A 13,782-nucleotide genomic window follows, 5' to 3' on the forward strand; every position below is an offset into this window, starting at 1 on the left:
CTGGTAAATCAAATTTACTGAACCCGCCCTCACTTCTTTACAATGAAAAGCTTTACACCTTTAACTCAGCTGGCTTAGTTAGCTGAGTTCCCTACCAAATTGGGGTTGCGGTCCAGTTCGGTTTGAGCAATTGGCAAGACCTTGCGGCCTACCGCATAAGTATTGAACTCAAAGTCGTGTGACTGCAGCTCCGCCAGTTCAGCAGAATCGTCCAGCTTGCCCCAGCGCTGGATATCCCACCAGCGGTGGCCTTCGATAGCCAGCTCCATGATGCGCTCGTGCTCCAGCTGATCCATAAATTCGTCGAGGGACAATGCGGCAAACTCGGCTTCCCGGTCCGGGAGGTTGGCACGGTTGCGTACTTGCTGCACATAACCTGCTGCACCTGGAACGTCGCCGGTATTCGCCAAACACTCCGCATACATCAGCAGTACGTCGGCGTAGCGGATGATGTGATAGTCGAATCCGGAAGCGAACGCATCCGAGCCGGTCGCGGCATTGGTATACTTCTTGATGAAGAAGTCGGTTTCTGTATAGCCTCTTTCAAACCAGTCCACACCATATGCGGTCGTGTAACCTTCGTCCGGCTCGTAAGACAGGATGGTGGCATGGTAACGAGGGTCAAGCGTTCCGTCTACCGTTAGCTCTTCCCGCATCTCATTGTACAGGAATTCCGTAGGGTAAAAGTCATAGAAGTCGCCCTGTGAGTACGTAGGCGTAATGGCCAGGAACTGACGCCAGTTCACGTTAGGATCACCGCCCCAGTTGAACTCAGCAGCGGTGCTCGTGGTGAAGTCCGCCCAGAAGATTTTGCCGGGATTGCTGTTTTCCAAACCAGGGTCCTGAGTGAACAAATCGAAGTAGTTGTCGCCCAGGGCGTACTCATTAGAGTTGATAACGGCCTCGAAATAACGGCCGGCCTCTGAGTAGTTGCCTTCGAAGAGGAACACCTTGCCGAGCAGTGACTGCGCAGCACCCTGAGTAGCACGGCCGAACTGCCCCTGATCCGGACCTTCAACGCTGTTGTAGTTGAGCGGCAGCAGACCAATGGCGGTTTCCAGGTCTGATTTCACCTGGCTGTAGACCATATCTCTGGTTACTCCTTCATTGCTGGGATAGTAAGAATCGCCACCCTTTGGCGTTTCGAGGATGAGCGGTACATTTTCATGCACGTTGGTCAGGTTGAAGTAAGCCAGCGCACGCAGGAAGTACGCCTGCCCTAACAACCGGTTGCGAAGCCCCTCGTCCATCTCAATATTAGGGACGTTCTCCAGTGCCTGGTTCGCCCGGGACACCATGATGTAGTGGCCCGCCCAGAAAATCTCAAGGGCGGCATCCGTACCGGGCACAGTGAAGTTACTCAGGCCTGTCAGGAAAACCCATGGACTGCGGCAGGAAAGTTCATCACTCCGGCCGTCGTTGTACACCGGGGTCATCCGCTGGTACATGCCATCAATGATGAGTGCATTGTAAATGGCATCCACGGCAGCAACCGCCTGATCGGCATTTTCGTAAAAAGATTCGTTTGAAAGACGGTTAGGATCAACAATGTCCAGTTCGTCGTGGCAGGCATTGATTCCGAAAAGGAAACAAACCATCAAGCCTATTTTAAAGTGCTTAAGTTTCATTGCTTAAAATTTTATTTGAAGTCCAACCATAGTAGTCGTCGGGCGTGGGAAAGTACCAAAATCAAAGCCTGGGTTCAGGATACCGGCCTGGAAATCAGGATTGTACCCTTCGTAAGCGGAGAAGACATGTACGTTCTGCATGGTCACGTAAAGCCGTGCGCTCTGCATTTTCACCCGCTCCAGTACCGACTGACCAAAGCTATAGCCTAAAGAAATAGTATTCAAACGGAAGTAAGACCCATCTTGCAGCCAGCCCGGGCGGTCTGAGTCCCGCTGATTGTTGTTCGGGTCATTCAGGACCACGCGTGGCACATCCGTGTTTGTGTTGGAAGGTGTCCAGCGGTTCAGGATGTCCTCGTGCCAGTTGGTATAGCCGGAAGTGACCATCAAGCCCCGGTAGAGATTGCTGTTGATGAGGTTGCCACCGCTACCCTGACCAAAGATCGTGAAGTCGAAGTTTTTGTAATTCGCAACGATATTCAGACCATAGTAGTAAGTCGGCATACCCTGTCCGAGGTACTGCCGGTCGGCGTCATCAATCGTTCCATCTTCGTTCAGGTCTACAAACCGGATATCACCAGGTGCGGTGTTATCGTTTTGGAAAGCATGAGACTCTACTTCCCCCTGGGTCTGGAAGATGCCATCATAAACCCAGCCGTAGTGCTCTCCCACTGCACGTCCTACTTCGGTTCTTGCGCCGGTTCCGGAAAGGAAGTCCAGCGTACCGATATCGAGCACCTCGTTTCTCAGGGTGTAGAAGTTAGGTGAAATGTTGAAGACCACATCGCCAATACGCGGGCGCCAGGTAGCCGAAAATTCAACCCCGGAGTTCTGAATAGAGCCGGCGTTGGTCGTCAGTCCTGCCAAAGAGCCATTGGACAATGGAATGGGCAGATCGATTAGCACGTCATCTGAGGTATTAGAGTAATATTCTGCTGTAAATTCCAGCTTGCCATCCATAATTTCCAGGTCAAGCCCGATATTACGTGTGGTACGGGTTTCCCAGGTAATGGAAGGGTCAACCAGAATAGTCGTCGCAGCACCCAGGGTACGCCCGGTGGCGAACTCATAGGGGATCGCCCGGTTGATGGTAGACTGATAGCGGAAGTTGCCAATTTCCTGGTTGCCCAGCTGACCGTAACCACCGCGGAGCTTCAGACCGGAAATCGCCTGTGGCAGCTCAAAGGTATTGTGCAGCTTCCAGCCCAATCCTACAGATGGGAACAGCGCGAAGCGGTTTTCTTCGCGAAAGCGGGAAGAACCATCGTAGCGCAGGTTCAAGGTCAGGAGATAGGTATCGTCAAAGGAATAATTGACCCGGCCGAGGTAAGAAACCAGGGAAGCCGGCTGCTGATTGTCAATCACGCTAAAAGTAGAGGCATTGGCCAGGCTCAGGATGTAAGGCTTCTCCAGCCCGGAGCCTACTGCGGATACCTGCCGGAAGTCAAAGTTCTGGAAACTCTGGCCTGCCAAAAGCTTCAGGTCGTGCCTGCCAAACTTACGCTCGTACTTCAAGGTGTTTTCCACGAGAAAGGAACGGGAAGAACGGTCGCCTACCTGCAGCTCCGCAATGGGGCGCGGGAAGAAGTACCCCAGATCGTACTGAGGTGCGAAAAGCTGGTCGGTAATATCAGAGTTGTCGTACTGCAGGTTCAGCTTGTAGGTCAGGCCTTCCGCGATCGTTAGTTCACCGTAGGCGTTCGCCAAAAGGCGGTTGACCTGAGTGGAGTTGTTGACCAGGGTGTTGAAGCCTGGTACGTTCAGGGTAATAGACTGATGGATGACCGCATCGGCACCACCGAAGCCACCTTCCCGGTTGGGGTCAAGCAGCGGGATGGTTGGTGCAGCCTGCAGCAAGTCGTTGACCAAAGTCGGGCGCCCTCCTGGCAGGAACAAAGTGAATACACCATTGTAAAACAAGGGGTTTTCGTCAGAACGCATCAGGTAAACATTCTCACCGAACTTCAGGCGTCCGATCTCCGTCTGCGAGTTGACCCGCATGGAATAGCGCCGATAATCCGGACCGCTCCCCACTAGTGTACCTCTGTTGTCCATGTAGTCCATAGAAACAAAGTAGTTGGTCCGCTTGGTACCACCGGAGAAATTCAGGTTGTAGTTTTGAATGGAGCCATCCTTATAACCCTCGTCTTGCCAGTTGGTATTGATGTCGTCAATGTACTGAGGAGAGTTAGGGTCATTACCAGGTACGGGAGCCTGGCCAGCATTAGCCAGCAATTCGGTATTGATGGCCTGATAGCCCTGCCGCTCCAGGACTGGAATACGCTGTGGTACCGTCTGCACCCCGTAGTAGCTGGAAAAGTCAATGCTGAACCTTTCGTTTTTGCTGCCTGCTTTAGTGGTGATGATTACTACACCGTTAGCGGCACGGTTACCGTAGATGGCACCCGCGGTGGCATCCTTCAGGACCTGAATAGATTCGATATCGTTGGGGTTAATGTCGCGGATACCACCGGAAAGCGGGAAACCATCCACAACATACAGCGGCTCAGCGCTGGCTCCCAGGCCAAACGTACTAACCCCCCTGACGCGGACAGTAGGCGCGGCACCCGGCTGCCCGTCAGAAGTAATAGAAACGCCAGCAACGCGGCCCTGCATCATCTGGGTCACATCGTTGGTGGCTTGCTTTTTCATCTCTTCGGTGTTCACAACGCTTACCGCACCGGTAAGGTCTTCTTTACGCTGCGTGCCGTAACCTACCACCACCACTTCTTCCAGCAGCTCGGCAGACTGCCGCAATACCACATCAATGGTCGTTTGGCTGCCCACTTCGATTTCTACCGTTCTGAAGCCGGTGTAGGAGAAAATCAGCACATCATCCGGCGTTGCATTCAGGCTGTAGCCCCCGTCAAAGTCCGTAATGGTCCCTGTACTCGAGCCCTGAATCACTACATTCACACCGATCAGCGACTCGCCTTCTGCCGATGTGACTTTTCCGTTGATTGTCTTGCTGTTCTGCGCCATTAGGGAGCAGGCGAACAGCAAAAACAAACTGGTGGCAGACACGATACGCTTCAGCGTCGCAGCCCGCTTACCAAGCTTTGGTTTTGCAAAGTATGCTTCCATGAGTTTCATACATTAACTTTATAAGTGTAATTTTTACACTTCCAAAGATAGGCAAGATTATTTTAAAAATCCTAACATAATTCCGTTTTTTCGACAAAAAAGTTATTTACATGCCGTTCGCTCGACTAGTGACAAATATCATTTTTTGTGTTAATTTTACACTTAAAAAAAGCGACATTTGTCAATCTTGAGGCTCCTATTTACTGAAAAGACCGCGGTATTTTTATTCCGCAAAGCCCCGAAAACATTTATTCCACTGGTACACTTGTCTTAGTAGGCAGTCAGAACAAATCGACAACCACACATCATGATCAATAATTACAGCTCGGAGGATAAAGTGCTGTTAGCCGTAGACTGTATCATCTTCGGCTTCGATGAAGAAGACCTGAAAATTTTGCTGATCCGAAGAGGGTTTGAGCCGGAAAAAGGAAAATGGTCGCTCGTGGGCGGCTTCCTGAAATCAGAGGAAACCCTAGATGATGCCGCCCGGCGGGTCCTGGAACGGTATACGGGCCTGAGTGATGTCTACATGGAGCAGCTGGCTGCATTTAGTGAGGTGGACCGCGACCCGGCTGACCGCACCATTTCCATGGCTTACTACGCACTGATCAACATCAAGGAGCACAATGAGAAGCTGATCAAACAGTTCTCCGCCAATTGGTTCAGCGTTTCCCAGGCGCCTTCCCTGATCTTTGACCATGATAAAATGGTGCATTTTGCCATCCGACGGCTGAGAACACGGGCTACTACCCGCCCGATTGGTTTTGAGCTGCTGCCCGAGAAGTTCACCATGCGCCAACTGCAAAAGCTGTACGAGGCGATCTGGGACACGACCCTCGACAAGCGCAACTTCATCAATAAAATCCGCTCCCTGGATATTGTGGTCAAACTGGATGAAAAGGACAAGAAATCGTCGCGAAAGGGGTCCTTCCTCTACCAGTTTGACCCCAGTAAATACGATAAAAAGGCGGCGGAGGGTTTTATGCTGAAGCTATAGGAGCCCCTTTTCGTCTTCTATTTGGATGGAACCGATGGCAAGAATGCCTTCACTAAATTAGTGGGGCAATCGCTTTCGCAAAACACCATAGAGGAAGGTGCCGGTCATCGCTGCCAGCAGGAGCCCGTTCGCTGCTTTCCGATAAACGCTATCGCTGTAAAGGGTGATTTTTCTCATTGGTAGTACCGGTAGCTTACCTCTAGCTCAACTTCCGCCCTGACCGGAAGGCAGAAGGTGAGGCGCCCACCCGCTTCTTAAAGAAACCACTGAAGTGCAGGGGCTCCTCAAACCCCAGCCTATATCCCACCTCCTTGATGGCCAGATCGGTATGCAGCAGCAGGCGCTTGGCTTCCAGTACCAGCCGGTCCTGAATGACTTCCTTGGCGGGTTTGCCGGTCAGTTCTTTCACGGTTTGGCTGAGGTGCTTGGGCGTAATGTGCAGCTGCCCGGCGTACTCGCTCACCTTGTGCCAGCTGGCGTACTGCTGATCAATGAGCTGTTTGAAATCGCGCAAAATACAGATGCTGCCGTTTTCTTCATCCAACTGGGCCGTGTCCAGTTGGGCGGTGTTGTTGCAATAGATTAGGAAAAGCTGTAGCAAAGCGCCCAGCGCACGCTCCCGGTAGGTCAAATCCGGGCTCAGGCAGTTCTCCATCTGACTGATGATATCCTGTAGCCGGTCAAAAGTAGCCGGATCCAGTTTCAACGGTGGCGTATCTCCAAAGGCCTTGAAGAGATTGATGTTGGAAATGAAGCTTTCGGGGATATTATTTTCTGCCAGGAAGTCCCTGGAAAACGTGAATACCCAGCCTTCCGGCCGTGCTTCCGCCAACACCTGATGCACCTGCCCCGGGCTGACAAAGTGGACTTCCCGTTCCTGAAAAGGATACGCCTGGTAATCGACCAAATGCTGCCCGGTGGCACGCTCAATCAACAGCACCGTATAGTAATCGTGCCGGTGCGGCTCATCGGCTTGCCCGGCGGCGCGGTCGTAGAGGCGGCCCATGTGCTCCAGGTAGAAGGGGTGCTGGGGGGCTCGGTGTTCCAGCGTTGAGGTACTGCTCACTTATACTGACCTTGATACGGTGAATAATCTGTAATAATACGAAGATAGAAAATCAAAAACAGAACTGCTGCGATGCTTTCTAAGTCACAGCTCCAACAATTCTTTATGCCTTAATTGTTCGCTTTCTCCCCCACACTCCCGACTTTTGGGCCAGAACAAACGGTAACGCCCTATGCCACCTTTTGCTGATGCCACCAAAATACTCGAAGCGTACTACCAACTCCACGCTCAGCCCCGACAACTGGAAGGCGAGCAAGACGCCACCTTTGAAGTCAGGCCCACCGGAGGCGGTGCTTACTGCCTGAAAATCACGCATGCAGCCCCTGCACTGGTCGACCTGCAACTGCAAATGATGCAGCGGCTGGAAACCGCCGGGCTACCCTTCGCCACCCCCAAACCCATCCTCAACAACGAGGGAACGCATATCTGCCCCCTACCCGATGGCGCCACCGCCTACCTCACCACCTGGGTCCCCGGTACGCTTTACGCGAAAGCAAAACTGAAGGATGCCGTACTGCGCGAAAGCCTGGGCACTACGCTGGGGCAACTGAGCCAGGCACTACAAGGCTTCGACCACCCGTCCGCCCACCGGGAAATGCGCTGGGACAACAACCAACTGCCCTGGGTGGCGCAGCATCTGGAGCGCTTTGACGCGGCACAGCGACCAATCGTTGAACAGGGGCTGGGGTATTTTCAGGAATATGCCGCACCGGCTCTCCCCCACCTCCGCCACTCCGTCAATTACAACGATGCCAATGACTACAACCTGATGACCGAACGGGATAGGGACGGGCACTACCGCATCGCTGGGCTGTTCGACTTTGGGGATGCCGTACATACTGCTACCATCAATGAGCTGGCCGTTGCCCTGGCGTACGCTATGATGGAACAACCCGACCCCGCTGGTGCCGCCGTAGAGGTCATCCGTGGGTACCATCAGGCATTCCCCCTGGAGGAAGCAGAAGTCGCCGCCCTGCCCGCACTCGTTTGGGCGAGGTTGCTCATCAGCGTCACCGTTTCCACCCTCAATCAACAGGCTGCTCCGGACCGGGCGTACCTGCAAGTCAGTAACCACGCTGCCTGGGCCCTACTGCAACGGTTGCAGGGCATTCCCTACAACCTGCTGCACTACCACTTCCGCCACGCTTGCGGATGGGAGCCCTGTCCGCAGGCTACGGTCTTTCAGGATTGGATACGGGAAGAACAACCTGAATTCGCCCCAGTCTCCCCTATTCCCGAACAGTGGCGGCAGATGGACCTCGGCGTAGGCAGCCTGGAGCTGGGCAACAACCGCAACTTTGAGGACGAGTACCGCTTCGAGCGCCACATACAGCGGATCATGGAAGAGGATGGGGTCGAATTTGGGCTGGGTGGCTACGGGGAGGTTCGCCCTTTCTACACCACCGATGCCTATCAGGTGGAAGGCAACAGCGGACCCCGCTGGCGTACCGTCCACCTGGGACTGGATGTGTGGGCGGCCGCGGGAACACCCGTCTTCGCCCCCCTTGACGGACGGGTACACAGCTTTGCGGACAATGCAGCGGAACGCGACTACGGCCCCGCCATCATCCTGGAACATACCCCACGGGAAGGGCTGACTTTTTATACCCTCTACGGCCACCTCTGCCGGGAATCTTTAACCCAACTTGAAGTCGGCATGCCCATCCAAAAAGGGCAACGGATTGCGACCTACGGAGCGCGGGAGGTCAACGGCAACTGGCCGCCCCACCTGCACTTTCAGGTGCTGTTGGATACCCTCGGCAATCAGGGCGATTTCCCCGGTGTCGGCTTCCCCGACGAATGGCCGGTCTGGCGCAGCCTTTGCCCCAACCCGGAATTGCTGCTAAATTTGCCGGAAGGCAGTACACAGCCCAAACGAGTGCAGTGGGACGGAAAGACCATCCAACAGAAACGGCAGGCCCATATCGGGCCCAACCTGAGCTTGTCCTACCAACAGCCCCTGCACATGGTGCGGGCATTCCGCCACTACCTCTACGCAGCCGATGGGCGGCGCTACCTGGACACGGTCAATAACGTGCCCCACGTCGGGCATCAACACCCCAAAGTGGTGGAAGCCGTACAGCAGCAGGCGGCCGTCCTTAACACCAATACCCGCTACCTGCACACCGAGCTGGCCAGATACGCTGAGGAGCTTACCGCCACTCTGCCCGAGCCCCTTTCGGTGGTCTATTTTGTCACCTCCGGCAGTGAAGCCAACGAACTAGCGTTGCGCATGGCACGGACAGCCACAGGGCGCAACGATATTCTGGCGATGGATGGTGCTTACCACGGCCATACGTCCGCGACCATCGACATCAGCGCTTATAAATTTAATGGGAAGGGCGGCAGCGGGCAACCTCCGCGTACCCACCTTATGCCCCTTTTTGACCAATCGGAACAGCCTCTTGAGCAAGCCAAAGCCCGCCTGGAGGAACTTTCCCAACATAACATCCACCCCGCCGCCTTCATCAGCGAGAGCATCCTCAGCTGCGGAGGGCAATTGGTCCCACCTCCGGGGTATTTTCAAACCGTGTTCGAAGCCATCCGCAGCATTGGCGGGTTGTGCATTATGGATGAAGTGCAAACCGGCTTCGGCAGGGCCGGCGAAGCGTTCTGGGCATTTGAGCTGCAGGGCGTGGTACCGGATATCGTAGTGCTGGGCAAACCTATGGGTAATGGGTTCCCAATCGGCGCAGTGGTCTGTACCAAGGCTGTAGCAGAGGCCTTTGACACCGGTATGGAGTTTTTCAGCACCTTCGGGGGCAATCCGGTCGCTTGTGCAGCGGGGCGGGCGGTCCTGCAAGTTATTCAGGAAGAAGGGCTACAGGACAAGGCGCGTCTTACCGGACAGTACCTAATGGAACAACTCCGCCAACTCCAACAACGGCAAGACATCATCGCTGAGGTGCGGGGCCACGGGCTCTTCCTCGGCGTGGAGCTTTCGCAAAATGGCCAGCCTAAAGCCCGGGAGGGAGCATACATCATCAACCGTATGCGGGCAATGGGCGTACTGATGAGCACCGACGGGCCTCAGCATAACGTGCTTAAAATTAAGCCGCCTTTGTCTTTCGGGATGAAGGAAGCAGATCAGCTCTCAGAGCAGTTGGATACGATCCTAAAGGAATTGTAAAGGGCCTTCATTACAGGTTGTAACAAAAATTCTTTACCCTACAATAACCTGAATTAGCCCCACTTTTAGTACTTTTAAATCCCTCTTGATCCGATTGCCCAAATCATTGGCAACTCCTGCTTACAAGCAAACACTCTTCCATTTCCACTTTCGCAGCTTTCCTTGCATACCTTCGGGCCACCTTTGGGCGGCCTGGCAAATTCAGGATTGTACTTGATCACCTAAACCACCATATCATGAAAAAAGCATTGAAAATCCTCGGAATGGTCCTTCTGGGCCTGATTGTCATTGTGCTGCTGGGTGCAGCTTACATCAACTTCTCCCCTATCCCCAAACACGAAGCGGAAGTACCGGCTATCACCATTAAGGCGGATTCGGCTCAATTGGCACGTGGGGAACACCTGGTCAACGTCTCCTGTGCCCTTTGCCACAAAGGCAAGAATACCAACCAAATGGAAGGCGGCCTCTGGCGGGAAAAAGACTTTGGCGAGGTCTACACCCCCAACCTGACCCTCCACCCGGATTCTAAACTCTCGCAGTATTCTGATGGGGAACTGGCACTGATGCTCCGCACCGGACTCAAGAAGAATGGCGAAGTGGCTTTCTTCATGCCCCGGTATATGCATTTGTCCGATGAAGACCTTAATGCCGTTATCGCATTCCTGAGATCAGAAAACCCGCTCACCCGCCCTTCCGACAAGCAGTGGCCGGAGCGAAAGCCCAATTATCTGGCAAAGCTGTTGACTAAGGTAGCGATCAAGCCCACCCCTTACCCTGAAACGGTAGCAGCAGTGGACTTTAACGACCCGGTGGCCCACGGCCGCTACCTGACCCACAACCTGGCCTGCTACCATTGCCACTCCGGCAGTTTTGACGGTATCAACGAGGTCGAACCAACAGCCTCGGCAGGGTATTTTGGGGGCGGCAACCCCATCCTGAAAAAAAACGGAAGTGCCAAAGTCCTCTCCTCCAACCTGACCCCACACCCGGACCATGGCTTGGGCAAATACAGCCCGGAGCAGTTTGCAAAGGCCGTACGCACGGGCAAGCGGCACGATGGCAGCAACCTTGACCATTCGATGCCACTGTTTACCAACCTGACCGATGCCGAAATCAACGCCATGTATGCATACCTGCAAACGGTACCGGTCATTGATAATGCCATTGAGCCGGGAGCAGTTGTGAAGTAAAAAAACGGGAGCGCAAGGGCCCGGTGCAATACCCGGGCCTGCTACCTTTTCCCTTCCAGCAAATGATATTCCAGTGCCGTGCGGACAAGGCCGGCGGTATTCCGGGCGCCCAGCTTGGTCAGGAGATTGCGGCGGTGGGTTTCTACCGTGCCGAAGCCGATGCTAAGCTGATCGGCAATCTCACCGGTTGTAAACTCTTCGACAATGAGCTGCAGCACCTGTTTTTCCCGCCTCGAAAGCCTGGGGAAAGGGGAAGTCGGCGCAGGCTGTGCTTTACTCTCGGAAAGCAATTGCGCCACATCAGCGCTTAGGTAATCCCGCCCTGCCATCACCTGGCGTACCGCCAGCAGGAGTTCCTCCTGACCCGCATTTTTCAGCAGGTAGCCATTAGCCCCCTGCTGCATGATCTCTTTGATCAGGCTGGCTTCCCGGAGCATAGAGAGCGCCAATATGCGGACAGTGGAATTGGTTTTGCGGATTTCCCGGCAGACCTCCACCCCGTTCATTTCCGGCATATTGATGTCGAGCAGGATAAGATCGACTGCCTGTTTCTGCAATTGCACCAGGGCATTCTTACCGTGCCGGGCCACTGCCACGCAAGCCATATCCTCAGCATCGGACAGCATGAGCTGTAAACCATCAAGTACAAGCTGATGGTCATCAACGATCAGTATGCGGATTGGGGACTTCATAATACAGCAGGTTTTAAAGGTTGGGCAACCGGCATTTGAAAGGTGATGGTGGTGCCCTCCCGGGGTACGCTGTCAACATCCAGCGTGCCCTGCAGAAACTGTGCCCGCGAGTGGAGCCCTTTCAGCCCTAGGGTTTCCGCTGAGCTGTATTCGGCCGGGTTGAAACCCCGCCCGTCGTCTTCCAAGATGACTGTCAACTGGTCTGCATGCAGAAGAATCTGGAGCAGGACGGACTGCGCTTGAGCGTGCCGGAGGATGTTGTTCGTACCTTCCTGCAGCATGCGGTAGAGGGTCACCTGTTGCCTTTCCGGGATGGTGGTAAGGTCGCCCCGGATTTCCAGGTCTACCCTGAGCCCGCTTTGGCGGAGTTGCCCGGCGAGGTCCTCCACGGCTCCCTTCAGCCCGTACAGCGCCAGGCTGCGGGGCATGAGGTTATGCGAAATACGGCGCACCTCCACGCAGGATTCATCAATGAGTGCCTGGGTTTTGGCTTTTAGCTCATTGGACAACCCTCCGTTGGCATATTGCCCAAAGTGGGCTTTCACGGAAGTGAGCAGGCCGCCCAGCCCATCGTGCAGGTCCTGAGCAATGCGCGCCCGTTCCTGTTCCTGCCCATCGAGCATGGCATCGAAAGCGAGTATTTTTTGCTGTTGTTCCAGTTGCTGAATGCGCTGCTCCTGCAATTGGGCCGATTGTGCCGCCAGCCGCTGCTGGGTACGCAGGCGGAAGACCAACCCGAAACCTATGGATACGCCAAGCAGTACAAGCAATGCCACCAGCCCAATGAGTCCGTTGCGCTGTTGCGTTTTCTGCCGGATTTTCAGGTTTTGGATACGAAGGGCCTGTTCTTTTTTATCCGTCTCGTAAGCCACCTGAAGCTCGCGTAAATGAGCTTCCGCCTCAGCGGTATTCAGGCTGTCCGAAAGCTGTCGGAACTGCTCCAGGGCGGTTAAGGCAGCCGCTGTCTCTCCCCGGGCTTTATACAGCTGATAAAGCCGCTGTTGTACCATCCCCCGGCGCAGGTGAGCCCCTGCGGCTTTGTAGTGGCGGAGTGCCTTTTCGTAGGCTTGCAGCGCAGCAGCAGGCTGCTGGTTTTGCTCAAAGTACTGCCCCCGGTTTTCCTGGCTCCAACCTGCCATAAAAAGGTTCCCACCGGTCAGATAATGCTCGTAAGCACGGTCAATGCGGGCAAGGGTAGCGGTATCATCGGTCAGAAACAGGCGGGCCATGCTGTAGTGCCCGGGGTGCTCCAGGATTTCGGCAGCAGAATGATTATCCTGCTGCAAGGCTTCCCACTGCTGTTGAACTCTGGCAAAATCGGCAAACCGGTCGTCCATAAAGTACTTTTCTGCCAGATGGTAAAGCACAAACCCTTGGTCCATACGGCTATCACCAGATTGGGCAACCTCCAGGGCTTTGACCAGGTAGGCTTCGGCTTCCCGGGATTGCCCCTGTCCTTCGTAGAGCTCGCTGAGCCCGAAGTAAACCTGCCAGTTTTCATAGGTATTCCCGCCCTCCGTAAAGTCCTGTTCCGCAGCGGTAAAATAGTAGAAAGCCGAGTCCTGCCGGCCGGTACGTTTGTAGACCAGGGCCAGGTTTTGACGGGCAGAGCCCAGTAATGCACGCTTGCCATTGGTAGCAGCCAAACGGGCGGCCTGATGGAACAGGGCAACCGCTGCGGCTTCCCTCCCCTGACGATGGCCCAGCATACCGCGGATGAGCAGCGCACGGATCTCACCGCTGTGGTTTTTCAGCTGCTGAGCCAGCGCCTCCGACTGCCGGGCATATAACAGGCTACTGTCGGGTTGCCGCAGGCGATAGTAATTGGACAACTCCAGCATGAGTTGCAGGCGCACGCTATCTGCCGTTGCTGCTTGCAATTGGTTGTGCAGGGCAGCCGCATCAGACTGCGCCAGGCCTGCATAGCCAAGGTTGAGCAGGACAAACAGAAAGAAAAGGTTTCGCATAATCGGTCCATTAAGCAGCGCTTCGAAA

8 protein-coding genes are annotated in these 13,782 nt (G+C 54.6%); 3 read left to right on the forward strand and 5 right to left on the reverse strand.

The genetic code is table 11. From position 1 onward, the window contains the following. Positions 1-74: 74 nt before the first annotated feature. Positions 75-1,628 (reverse strand): RagB/SusD family nutrient uptake outer membrane protein, encoded by a 1,554-nt coding sequence (locus IX84_RS03005; RefSeq protein ID WP_044216439.1) that lies wholly within the window; start codon positions 1,626-1,628, stop codon positions 75-77. A 3-nt stretch (positions 1,629-1,631) separates the two neighbouring features. After that, complete coding sequence (locus IX84_RS03010) at positions 1,632-4,721, reverse strand: SusC/RagA family TonB-linked outer membrane protein (protein WP_052515720.1); 3,090 nt, start codon at positions 4,719-4,721, stop codon at positions 1,632-1,634. A 298-nt stretch (positions 4,722-5,019) separates the two neighbouring features. Between IX84_RS03010 and IX84_RS03015 the strand changes: the two genes are divergently transcribed. Further along, positions 5,020-5,709 carry an NUDIX hydrolase gene (locus IX84_RS03015; protein WP_044216441.1) on the forward strand — a complete coding sequence of 230 codons (690 nt, stop codon included), beginning with the start codon at positions 5,020-5,022 and terminating at the stop codon, positions 5,707-5,709. A gap of 199 nt (positions 5,710-5,908) precedes the next feature. Here the strand turns inward: IX84_RS03015 and IX84_RS03020 are convergent, their stop codons facing one another. After that, the gene (locus IX84_RS03020) at positions 5,909-6,775 is read right to left on the reverse strand and encodes a helix-turn-helix domain-containing protein (RefSeq protein ID WP_152604898.1); all 867 of its coding nucleotides are present in this window, start codon (positions 6,773-6,775) and stop codon (positions 5,909-5,911) included. Between the two features lie 172 nt (positions 6,776-6,947). Between IX84_RS03020 and IX84_RS03025 the strand changes: the two genes are divergently transcribed. Further along, a complete protein-coding gene (locus tag IX84_RS03025; RefSeq protein WP_044216444.1) occupies positions 6,948-9,905 on the forward strand; it encodes an aminotransferase class III-fold pyridoxal phosphate-dependent enzyme in 2,958 nt (985 codons plus the stop codon). 236 nt (positions 9,906-10,141) lie between these two features. Beyond that, positions 10,142-11,095 (forward strand): c-type cytochrome, encoded by a 954-nt coding sequence (locus IX84_RS03030; RefSeq protein WP_044216446.1) that lies wholly within the window; start codon positions 10,142-10,144, stop codon positions 11,093-11,095. A gap of 41 nt (positions 11,096-11,136) precedes the next feature. Here IX84_RS03030 and IX84_RS03035 read toward each other — a convergent pair whose 3' ends face one another. Next, positions 11,137-11,787 carry a response regulator gene (locus IX84_RS03035; protein ID WP_044216448.1) on the reverse strand — a complete coding sequence of 217 codons (651 nt, stop codon included), beginning with the start codon at positions 11,785-11,787 and terminating at the stop codon, positions 11,137-11,139. Further along, the gene (locus tag IX84_RS03040; RefSeq protein WP_044216450.1) at positions 11,784-13,754 is read right to left on the reverse strand and encodes a tetratricopeptide repeat-containing sensor histidine kinase; all 1,971 of its coding nucleotides are present in this window, start codon (positions 13,752-13,754) and stop codon (positions 11,784-11,786) included. The genes IX84_RS03035 and IX84_RS03040 overlap by 4 nt, the downstream gene beginning before the upstream one ends. Positions 13,755-13,782: the final 28 nt, after the last annotated feature.

The organism is Phaeodactylibacter xiamenensis (assembly GCF_000759025.1).
Taxonomy (GTDB): domain Bacteria; phylum Bacteroidota; class Bacteroidia; order Chitinophagales; family Saprospiraceae; genus Phaeodactylibacter; species Phaeodactylibacter xiamenensis.

What these genes read in the sequence shown, in the direction of transcription:
- IX84_RS03005 (WP_044216439.1), bottom strand. Translation starts at nt 1,628, where the DNA reads ATGAAACTTAAGCACTTTAAAATAGGCTTGATGGTTTGTTTCCTTTTC.
- IX84_RS03025 (WP_044216444.1), top strand. Translation starts at nt 6,948, where the DNA reads ATGCCACCTTTTGCTGATGCCACCAAAATACTCGAAGCGTACTACCAA.
- IX84_RS03040 (WP_044216450.1), bottom strand. Translation starts at nt 13,754, where the DNA reads ATGCGAAACCTTTTCTTTCTGTTTGTCCTGCTCAACCTTGGCTATGCA.
- IX84_RS03015 (WP_044216441.1), top strand. Translation starts at nt 5,020, where the DNA reads ATGATCAATAATTACAGCTCGGAGGATAAAGTGCTGTTAGCCGTAGAC.
- IX84_RS03030 (WP_044216446.1), top strand. Translation starts at nt 10,142, where the DNA reads ATGAAAAAAGCATTGAAAATCCTCGGAATGGTCCTTCTGGGCCTGATT.
- IX84_RS03035 (WP_044216448.1), bottom strand. Translation starts at nt 11,787, where the DNA reads ATGAAGTCCCCAATCCGCATACTGATCGTTGATGACCATCAGCTTGTA.
- IX84_RS03010 (WP_052515720.1), bottom strand. Translation starts at nt 4,721, where the DNA reads ATGAAACTCATGGAAGCATACTTTGCAAAACCAAAGCTTGGTAAGCGG.